The following is a 9,970-nucleotide window of genomic DNA, read 5'->3' as shown; positions in this document are numbered from 1 at the left end:
GAAGAATCTCCTTTCCAGGCCAGCCAGCCAGCCAAATTCCCCGGAACTCCGGGGTGATTGGGTGTAGATCCCGGCAAGATCAGGGGACCGGCGAATTGATTCATCTGATGAGATACGCAGACTACTACTTTACATAATGTAGATTATCGGCGTTATAACCATATGGTCAGAAGTGGAGCGGGTTGTCAGGCAAAACCCCTGTAGACCCCAACAGCAACGCCCGTTGCATTGCGTCGGTCATCGACCAGACTACGCCCACCGGCACTCGGCCAGGTCAGACCAGAAATCGACATGATAGTTGGGCAATTTTCGGTCCCGGATCCTGAAAAATTCGGCTTGGAAATATGTGGTGAGATCGCTGCCGTAGTAGATCACGTCCGTTTGGTGCACGGAAAAGACCGGGCTTCCGTGACGTCCGCGGGGCGTTCGCCCCACTCGTTGGGCCAGAAGGCGTTCTCTTTTACGTCAAATAAGACGCCATCGCGTGGCCAGTCGAGCCGGTACTGGATTTCGGCGGTCTCCCCCGTCCAATCAACCCATCCATGGCCTATTGGCATGGCTAGACTCAGGAGCCGGGCGTGATCAGGGCTGAACTCAAACGAAAACTGCTCTTCAATGTCCTCGATCTGCCATGGCGATAAGCCAGGAGCCAGCGGAATTTTTGCAGCATAAAGGACCTCTATGGCACCTTCGACAATGGAACTCACGCTACAAATCTAAGTCAGCCCCTCCCCTGCCTTAGCCGCCGACACTATTAGGTCCCTATCAACGGCTGACCCTTGCCGGCCCTGTTCGTGCGACAAATCTGCTGATGAGAGCAGCGACATCATCGCCATGCGTCAATTGCGGGTGGTGCCCGGCGCCCGGCACCGAGATCAACTCAACGTTTGGAAGTGACTCAAGCTGCTCAAGAGCATCCAGGGCGATCGGGTCCTCGCTGCCCGTGATGATGCGGACCGGGCCGCTGAATCGCATGAGCTTTTCTTGGAGTTCGGCACGCCATTGCTTCGATCCCGCGGTCGCCAGATGCTCGGCGACCCGCTTGGCGCTGCTTCGTTTGAGGTCGCTCAGGCTGGACTTGAGGGCGCCTGCGGCAGCTTCCGATCCAGTGAGTTGGCGTGATAGACGTACCGGGTCGCTGTGTCGCAAGTATGCGGACACGAGCGGCCGCAAGCGGGCCGAGATGCCTGCCGGGGCTTGGAGGAAGAATGGCGCGATCAGCGTGAGCGAGTTGACCTGCGCCGGGATCCGGTCCGCCGCGACTACTGCCGCAGCGGCACCAATGGAATGGCCTATGAGGTCAGAAGGTTCACGGCTCAGCACAGCGGGCAGCCACTGTTCCCAGTCCTGAATGCCCCTTCCACTACTGAGGCCGAGTCCGGGCATGTCGAGCACTCGCGCGCCAATTCCCGACGCCACTTCTGCCCAGGTGTCGGCGTTGACTGGCAGGCCTGGAAGGATTATCCGGCTGGACCCGGGTGCACCGAGCTCAAATGTCTTGAGACCGCCAAGGTTGACGAATCGACGGCCTTCACCCATGGCGGCGCCAAAACGATGTGCGGCCAGGTGATCGGTCCACCGTTCGAGGGAAAGCAGGACGTCGGGCATCCGAATCCCGTGCTTCTCGGCGAATTCGACGGCGGACCCTGTCGGATAGCGGTCGGAGGACAGGAAAGTGAGCATCTCGGGATCTGCCCTGGTGATCCACTGAGGAAGCCGCTTGATGACACCGATCGGCATCTTTACCAGCGGGACTTTCCCGCCGATATGCCGGCCGACGTGCGTAAGGAGGTCCGCCAGGGGTGGGGTGTCGTCGTCGAGAACCCAGTAGGCCTTACCTGCAGAAGCGGGATCGACAGCGGCTGCCGCCATGAAGGCGGCCAGGTAGTCGACTGTGACCACCGGGAGGAAAGTTGCCTTGTTTCCCGGCAGCGCGGACGCGGTACCTTCCCAAACCTGCTCGATAGCACTGACGAGACCGATGTGCTGGTCGGACTCCCCAGTCACGCTGTCGCCGATCACGCTGGACGGATTGACAATGGTCCAGGGGACTCCGCTCTCCAACGCCCGGGCTTGGAAGATAGCGTCGGATTCCACCTTCGACGCTTCGTAGGCGCCAAGTTCCTTGTACACCGTGGTGCGGTAGTCCTCGGACCAAGGAATGGTTGTGGGGTCCTGCCCGCCGACGCGGTAGCCCGACACATGGACGACTCGCTGGAGCTTGGGAAGGTCCTTGGCGAAGTCGATCAGTTTCTGGACGATTCCAACGTTGGCGCTGCGTGCTTCCTGGGCGGTCATCCCGAATCGGTAGGACCCGGCGCAGTTGTGAATCTCGGTGACAGAACCAAATGCCGGTGCGCCGCCCTCAAGGATCTCAGGGGTCTCAAAGTCGACAATCGTCGTGCTGATGCTTCCCGTCAGCCCACGGTCCTTGAGCCATCGTTCGACACGCAGTCCGGATTCCACAGTCCGAACTGCCGCCGTGACGTTCGCACCAGCCTCGGTTAGCTTCAAGACGAGGTGCCGGCCGACCAGCCCTGAGGCCCCGAAGACCAGGGCATGACGGGTTTCTTCAAATGCTGTCATCGCTTTCCCCCAACGGTCAGGCAGCGCTGGTTGATGAGCTCCGCCACGACGTCGGCGGCCGCAACAAGAGGTTGGGTGCTCTTCATGGCTCGGGAGACGATGACGGCCCCCTCGATTGTCGACACAACGACGGTTGCCAGGGAACGGGCTTCCTTGGCGTCAACACCGTTGGCCTCGAGGAGCGCGGCGGTCGGGTTGATCCAGGATTCAAAGGCGCTGGCGCATGCTTCCCGCAGTCGTTCGCTTTCCGCCCCCATCTCCAAGGTGACGACGGAGACCGGGCAACCCAGCTGGAAGTCGCTCTCGCTGACGATGGTCGCCAAGGTCTCAATCGCGGCTCGGGCAGCTTCTGCTGCACTGCCTGCAGCCACGGCCGTCTCTGCAATCAGTGTCTCGAACTGTTTGGCGGCGAGCTCCACCGCTGCGACGCCTAACCCCTCTTTCCCATCAGGGAAATGGAAGTAGATCGACCCCTTGGGGGCTGCTGCGTGTTCGGTCACGGCATTGAGGCCTGTGCCGCTGTAGCCGCTGGTCTGGATGAGCTGAAGCATGGACTCCGCGAGTCGCGCCTTGGTCAGGCTTCCTTTGGTTGCCATGCTCAAATAATAGACCAGTCTATATATTTTAAGAAAATCCAAGATGGCAACTGCCTCTACTCATCGGATGGTGGCTGCAGGTAGAACAGCCGGCGCGGCACTTACCTCAGGCGCCCACGTATGCCGCGAGGTGCTTGCCTGTCAGCGTCTCCTTCCCGGCCACAAGCTCTGCCGGCGTCCCTGCGAAGACAATCGTGCCGCCGTCGTGACCTGCTCCCGGCCCGAGGTCGATGATCCAGTCCGCGTGGGCCATGACTGCCTGGTGGTGTTCGATCACAATGACCGATTTTCCTGACTCGACCAAGCGGTCCAGCATGCCCAGCAGGTTCTGGACGTCAGCCAGGTGCAGGCCCGTTGTGGGCTCATCGAGAATGTAGATGTCACCCTTCTCGGACATCTGCGTGGCCAGCTTAAGCCGTTGCCGTTCACCACCGGACAAGGTTGTCAGTGGCTGGCCCAAGGTCAGGTAACCAAGCCCGACGTCAGCCAAGCGGTCCAGGATCTTGTGCGCCGCGGGCGTTCGGGCATCGCCATTGCCGAAGAAGTCCTCAGCCTCATTGACCGACATTGCAAGCACTTCTGCAATATTGCGGTCCCCCAGCTTGTATTCCAGGACCGAAGCCTGGAAGCGCTTTCCCTCACACTCTTCGCAAGTGGACTCAACAGTCGCCATGACGCCGAGATCCGTGTAGATAACCCCCGCGCCATTGCACGTTGGGCATGCACCCTCTGAGTTCGAACTGAACAGCGCGGGCTTCACGCCGTTTGCCTTGGCAAATGCCTTGCGGATGGGTTCCAGCAGACCGGTGTAAGTGGCCGGATTGCTCCTGCGGGATCCGCGAATGGCTCCCTGGTCGATGACCAGCACGCCATCCCGTTTGGCTACAGAGCCGTGAATCAGCGAGCTCTTGCCCGAGCCAGCCACCCCGGTGAGGACGCAGAGAACGCCGAGGGGAATATCGACGTCGACGTCCTTGAGGTTGTTCGTCGACGCTCCGCGGACTTCCAGTTGGCCCGACGCCGATCGGACAGCGTCCTTGATTGAAGCACGGTCGTCGAGGTGGCGCCCGGTGATGGTGTCGCTCCCCCGCAGCCCGTCAAGATTCCCTTCGAAACAGACTGTGCCGCCACCGGTTCCGGCACCTGGGCCAAGGTCAATGACGTGGTCTGCGATCGCAATGGTTTCCGGCTTATGTTCGACCACAAGGACCGTGTTGCCCTTGTCACGAAGCTGCAGCAGTAACTGGTTCATGCGCTCGATGTCGTGCGGGTGCAGTCCGATCGTCGGCTCGTCGAACACGTAAGTGATATCGGTCAGGGATGAACCGAGATGGCGGATCATCTTGGTCCGCTGGGCCTCGCCCCCGGACAGGGTGCCTGCGGGGCGGTCCAGGGAAAGATATCCCAGTCCGATGTCCGCAAAGGAGTCCAGGAGATGCTGGAGGCCCTTGATCAGGGGTGCAACGGAAGGCTCGTCGAGTTGCCGGATCCATTCAGCGAGATCGCTGATCTGCATGGTGCAGACGTCAGCAATGCTCTTGCCTTTGATCTTCGAAGACCTGGCCTCAGGGCTCAGCCGGGTACCGTCGCATTCGGGACAGGTTGTGAACGTGATGGCACGCTCCACGAAGGCCCGAACATGGGGCTGCAGGGCATCGACGTCCTTGGACAGCATCGACTTCTGTATTTTGGGAATGATGCCTTCGTACGTGAGATTGATGCCCTCTACCTTGACCTTGGTCGGTTCCCGGTAAAGGAGGTCGTGGAGTTCCTTCTTGGTGAATTTGGCGATCGGCTTGTCCATGTTGAAGTAGCCGGTCCCGCTGAAAATGCGCCCGTACCAGCCATCCATGCTGTAACCGGGGACCGTCAGGGCGCCTTCACTGAGGGACTTCGTGTCGTCGTACAAGGCCGTGAGATCGAAATCGTTGACCGAGCCCATGCCCTCACAGCGGGAACACATGCCGCCGAGGCGGTTGAAGCTTGCTTTCTCGGTCTTGGTCTTCCCCTCACCGCGGTCCACAGTGATAGCTCCACTGGCCTTCACCGTAGGGACGTTGAAGGAGTAAGCGTTGGAAGATCCGATGTGTGGTTGTCCGAGGCGGCTGAACAGGATGCGAAGCATGGCGTTGGCGTCAGTGGCCGTACCGACAGTGGAGCGCGGGTTGGAGCCCATCCGTTCCTGGTCGACGATGATCGCCGTCGTCAATCCTTCCAACACGTCCACGTCAGGTCGTGCCAGCGACGGCATGAAGCCCTGGACGAAGGCGCTGTAGGTCTCGTTGATCATTCGCTGCGACTCTGCGGCGATGGTGGCGAAGACAAGGGAACTTTTGCCCGAGCCCGAGACGCCCGTGAAGACTGTGAGTCGTCGCTTCGGAATTTCGATGCTGATGTCTTTGAGGTTGTTTTCGCGCGCGCCCTGTACCCGGATGAGGTCATGGGTATCGGCAACGTGCGACACAGGAGATTGCGTGTCAGAAGCGGCAGTGGTAGTCATGGTTTCTCCATCTGTTGGGCGACGCTGTCCAACAGTCCCCCGTGGGCGTCGCCTGGCTCTCCTCGACCAACCTCGGTCAATACGATCGATTCTGCCATTGTCTTCCCGGCTTTACTCACTAAGAATGAAGCATGCCGGTATACATGAGGTCCCTCGAAACCGCAGTTCCCCCCACAATCCTTGTCCAGCAGCAGGCCCGTGAGGTCTTCGCCTCCCAACCAGGCCTGACGAGGCTGGGGACGCGCCTTGTCACCACCTGCTTCGATTCGGCGGCCATCGATACACGCTTCACGGCGGTGGAAGAACTCAGCCTGGACGCTCATCCCGAAAATCCAAAGTTCTTCGACCCGGAAACCAACAGGGTGTTAAGTCCCAGCACCAAAGTCCGTAATGAAATTTTCGCCACGGAAGCCACCAAGCTGTTCATTGAGGCGGGGAAAACAGCGGTGGCACAGGCCCATGGGATCGACCTTGATGACATCACCCATGTGATCACCGTGTCATGCACGGGATTCTTCAATCCAGGACCCGACTACAAGGTGGTGAGGGCCTTGGGACTGAATCCTGCAGTTCAGCGGTACCACCTTGGCTTCATGGGTTGCTATGCCGCGTTCCCCGCCATGAAAGCCGCCAAGCAATTCTGCATGGCGGATCCGGAAGCTGTTGTGCTTGTCATCTGCGTCGAGCTCTGTTCGCTCCACGTCAGGACCTCCAATGATCCGGACACGATCATGGGCTCGGCAATCTTCGGCGATGGCGCGGCGGCGGCCGTTATCTCGGCACGGGAACCGGAAGGCGACGAACCGGTGATCCGGCTGGATCACTTCGAGACAGTCCTGACTCCCGTTGGAGAGGAAGCCATGGCATGGAACATTGGCGACGAAGGATTTGAAATGGTCCTGGGCTCCTACGTGCCGCACATTATCGAAGAGCACATCACAGGAGCCTTGGAGCCGCTGTTGGCCAAGGAGCCGGAGCTCGCCGGCCTGCCGTACCGGGACATCACGCACTGGGCCATCCACCCCGGCGGCCGAAGCATCCTGGACAAGGTCGAGTCCAAACTGGAACTGAGCCAGGAGCAGTTGGTCCCGGCCAGGGAGACCCTCCGTGAATTCGGCAATATGAGCAGTGCCACGGTGATGTTTGTCCTGAAGTACATGCTGGGTCAGGCGGCCAGCCAACGCGAGGAACGGATCTGTTCCATGGCGTTCGGCCCCGGCCTCACGGTGGAGACCGGCCTCTTCACACTGGTCTCCCCCGGTCTGTGAGCCCTTGGGGGTCCCTCAGGGAAAGGGACCTGTACAGCGTTGAGGACATGGACCGGCCTGGTTGCGATCAGCGGCGGCTCACCAGAACCTATGCCAGGTTTCCCGTCGTCAACAGGCTCCTCTCGGGATGGCGTCGGACCTACCAACGCCGTATCCGCCCCCTCCTGGCGGAAACCGGGCACGCCTCGTTGCTGGACATTGGCAGCGGCAGCGGCGACGTGGCCCGCGGCCTCGCCCGTTGGGCGCGCCGGGATGGTTTCGTGCTGGAGGTGACGGCGATCGATCCGGATGAACGGGCCTTTGAGTTTGCCAGCCATGTTGGTAACAAACGTGTGGCTAACAAAGCCGATGTCACTTATCGGCGGGCGCACAGTTCGGAGCTGGTGGCGGAGGGCGTGGCTTTCGACGTCGTGATTTCCAACCACATCCTTCACCACCTCGACGCACAGCAGTTCGCAGGTGTTCTGCGAGATTCCGAACTGCTGACCCGCCATGTGGCCCTCCACAACGACCTAGCCCGCAGCAACGTCGCCTACGTCTTGTTCATGGCGGGCTTCTGGCCCCTGGGTTTCGGCTCCTACATTGTGAAGGACGGCTTGCTGTCCATCAGGCGCAGCTACACGCTGGCCGAACTGAAATCTGCCATCTCTTCTGCGTGGACGGCTGAAAGAAACGGCCCTTGGCACAACATGCTGGTCCACGAGCCCCAGCGATCGGAGAGTCGGGAAGGTGCTTGATGTCGTCATTGTTGGGGCAGGTCCCGTAGGCATGTTCATGGGCGCGTTGCTCCTGCGCAGCGGCCTCAAGGTACGCATCCTGGAACGCAGGACCAGCAGAAGTGCTCGCTCGCGGGCCATTGGAATCCATCCGCCGGCGCTTGCGGAGTTGGAGCGCGCCGGAATTGCACGGGAATTGGTATCGGCGGGAGTCCGTATCAAGCGCGGCGTTGCCTACAGCCAGCGCCGCAAAGTAGCCGAGCTGCGCTTCTCCGGAGACCCCTTGTTTCCCTTCATCCTGGCGGTCCCCCAGACGGTCACCGAGAAGGTGCTGGAAGACGCGGTGCTGGGACTGGACCCGGCCGCCATCGTCCGCGGCGTTGAGGTCAAGGAAGCGCTCGACGACGACACATCGGTCCGCGTCACGGCGGACTCATCAGGCGGGAGGCAGGAGTTCACTGCCCGGTTGGTGATCGCTGCAGACGGTGCGCATTCTTCCCTTCGACACCAGCACGTTCCCGACATCCAGCCCAGGACGTACCCCGATTCCTACCTAATGGGTGATTTTCCGGACTCCACGGGACATGGCGCCGACGCAGTGTTGTACTTGGAGCCGGGCGGCATCGTTGAGTCATTTCCGCTGCCGGGAGGCGTCCGCCGGTGGGTGGTGCGGCTCGGCGGCCCTGCCACGGACGCGACGCCGGCAGGGCTGGCCGGTTTGGTCAGGGCCAGGACGGGCGAGGTGCTTGACGCCGCGGGAAATTCGATGCTCAGTGCCTTCGAGGTGGAATCAAGGTTGGCGCCACGCATGATCCACGGGCGAATGGCGCTGCTCGGAGACGCTGCCCATGAAATAAGCCCCATCGGAGGACAGGGCATGAATCTGGGCTGGTTGGATGCCGCCGCCCTGGCCCCCATAATTGCGGCCTCCATGGCAGGAACGGATGTCGGGGCCTCGCTGGAGAACTTCGAAAGGTCGCGCCGGAAGGCAGCTGTACGGGCTTCCCGGCAAGCCGGGCTCAATATGGCCCTGGGGCGGCCATTGCCGCCTGCAGCCATGGCAGCACGGAACCGCCTCTTCGCTGGCCTGTTGGGAGTGCCTGGTGTTGCGCAGATGGTGGAGCGGCGCTTCACCATGAGATAGCTATTCGGGCGCCGTGTAGTAGCAGTCGTAGGTGTCCTGGCTGATGATCAAGCCATCCCTCAACTGGAAGACCGCCGTACTCCTTGCGCGGATGGTATCGCCGCGGTCCCAATGCGGAAGGTCAAGGAGCAGGGTGGCGGACCAATCCATCTCCAGCACCACCCGGTCTTCCTGGCAGGTTGTGCGGACGATCTCGAAGCGCTGATCCGCCACGATGTCTTTGCTGTGGTCGGCGCCGGACAGGGTCTCGGCAAGATTCCTGGTGGAGCCCGTCTTGGACAGCGCATGGGGCCACTCGGTGAGCTGAAAGTCCTCAGCCAGGAAAGGCCGCAACTCGGCGGACCCGCCGCCGGCCTCAACTGTCCGGACGAATCCGAGGACATGTTCCAAAGGTGAAGGGTCCAAAGGTGTTGGATCGGTCATCCAACGAGCGTAGCCCACCATCGCGCACCCCCATGGCGATAGGCTCGATCCATGACGCATCAACCTCATTCCGGGACCACGGGCCCGGCCACAGACTTCAATCCCATCCAAATCAGGGACGCCGTCAGAAGGTTGCTGGAAGCGGAGGAACTGCCGGCCATCGTACAAGCGGGCCATCCGGTGTTGCGCCAGCTGGCCGCGCCGTATGACGGCCAGCTTGACGACGTCGAACTTGCCGCTCTGATCGACCGGATGCGTGATGCCATGCATGCTGCTCCGGGAGTCGGCCTGGCCGCTCCGCAGTTGGGAATCCCTTTGCAGCTGGCTGTTGTGGAGGACAAGTACGAGATCGATCCGGCATCCGCCACCGTGCGGCACAGGGAGCCGCTGGACTTCTTCGCCCTGGTCAATCCGACGTACCGTCCCTTGGGGGCGGAAACGGCGGCGTTTTATGAAGGATGCCTTTCTGTCCAGGGGTACCAGGCCGTTGTGGCGCGGCCCAGGAACGTGGAGTTGTCCTATTCAACCCCCGCCGGTGCACCCGTGGAGGAATGGTTTTCGGGGTGGCAAGCCCGCATTGTGCAGCACGAAACCGACCATCTCCATGGCACTCTCTACCTGGACCGGGCGGAGCTGCGGTCACTGGCCAGCAACGCCGAGCACAGTGCGCGCTGGGCGTCGCCGGACGTAGAGGACGCACGCAGGTCGCTTGGCTTCCTGCTCTGAAGCGGTTTACC

At 61.2% G+C, this 9,970-nt stretch carries 9 protein-coding genes; 4 read left to right on the top strand and 5 right to left on the bottom strand.

Annotated elements, in window-relative coordinates; genetic code table 11:
* Positions 1-371 precede the first annotated feature (371 nt).
* The 4 genes from PJL15_RS05360 to PJL15_RS05345 all read right to left on the bottom strand — a co-directional run bounded on the left by PJL15_RS05360 (position 372) and on the right by PJL15_RS05345 (position 5,682).
* The gene (locus PJL15_RS05360) at positions 372-707 is read right to left on the bottom strand and encodes a hypothetical protein (RefSeq protein WP_281450172.1); all 336 of its coding nucleotides are present in this window, start codon (positions 705-707) and stop codon (positions 372-374) included.
* Positions 708-765: 58 nt separating this feature from the next.
* Positions 766-2,586 carry an alpha/beta fold hydrolase gene (locus tag PJL15_RS05355; protein ID WP_281450171.1) on the bottom strand — a complete coding sequence of 607 codons (1,821 nt, stop codon included), beginning with the start codon at positions 2,584-2,586 and terminating at the stop codon, positions 766-768.
* A complete protein-coding gene (locus PJL15_RS05350; protein WP_281450170.1) occupies positions 2,583-3,182 on the bottom strand; it encodes a TetR/AcrR family transcriptional regulator in 600 nt (199 codons plus the stop codon). Before PJL15_RS05350 ends, PJL15_RS05355 begins: the two co-directional genes overlap by 4 nt.
* A gap of 106 nt (positions 3,183-3,288) precedes the next feature.
* Positions 3,289-5,682 carry an excinuclease ABC subunit UvrA gene (locus PJL15_RS05345; RefSeq protein WP_281450169.1) on the bottom strand — a complete coding sequence of 798 codons (2,394 nt, stop codon included), beginning with the start codon at positions 5,680-5,682 and terminating at the stop codon, positions 3,289-3,291.
* Between the two features lie 131 nt (positions 5,683-5,813).
* Between PJL15_RS05345 and PJL15_RS05340 the strand changes: the two genes are divergently transcribed.
* Genes PJL15_RS05340 through PJL15_RS05330 form a run of 3 tightly spaced genes read left to right on the top strand, consistent with a single transcriptional unit; the run spans position 5,814 to position 8,810 of the window.
* Positions 5,814-6,950 carry a type III polyketide synthase gene (locus PJL15_RS05340; protein WP_281450168.1) on the top strand — a complete coding sequence of 379 codons (1,137 nt, stop codon included), beginning with the start codon at positions 5,814-5,816 and terminating at the stop codon, positions 6,948-6,950.
* Positions 6,947-7,687: a class I SAM-dependent methyltransferase gene (locus PJL15_RS05335; protein ID WP_281450167.1), complete on the top strand. Its 741-nt coding sequence runs from the start codon at positions 6,947-6,949 to the stop codon at positions 7,685-7,687. Before PJL15_RS05340 ends, PJL15_RS05335 begins: the two co-directional genes overlap by 4 nt.
* A complete protein-coding gene (locus PJL15_RS05330) occupies positions 7,680-8,810 on the top strand; it encodes an FAD-dependent oxidoreductase (RefSeq protein ID WP_281450166.1) in 1,131 nt (376 codons plus the stop codon). Before PJL15_RS05335 ends, PJL15_RS05330 begins: the two co-directional genes overlap by 8 nt.
* On the opposite strand, the gene PJL15_RS05325 is transcribed toward PJL15_RS05330, so the two are convergent.
* Positions 8,811-9,233 (bottom strand): nuclear transport factor 2 family protein, encoded by a 423-nt coding sequence (locus PJL15_RS05325; protein ID WP_281450165.1) that lies wholly within the window; start codon positions 9,231-9,233, stop codon positions 8,811-8,813.
* Between the two features lie 51 nt (positions 9,234-9,284).
* Between PJL15_RS05325 and PJL15_RS05320 the strand changes: the two genes are divergently transcribed.
* Positions 9,285-9,959, top strand: a complete 675-nt coding sequence (locus PJL15_RS05320; RefSeq protein WP_281450164.1) for a peptide deformylase — start codon at positions 9,285-9,287, stop codon at positions 9,957-9,959.
* The last annotated feature ends 11 nt before the right edge of the window (positions 9,960-9,970 follow it).

This window comes from Paenarthrobacter nitroguajacolicus, assembly GCF_029952445.1.
Taxonomy (GTDB): domain Bacteria; phylum Actinomycetota; class Actinomycetes; order Actinomycetales; family Micrococcaceae; genus Arthrobacter; species Arthrobacter nitroguajacolicus_B.
Note: the sequence above shows the minus strand (reverse complement) of the source record. Positions and strands in the feature narration are given on the sequence as shown.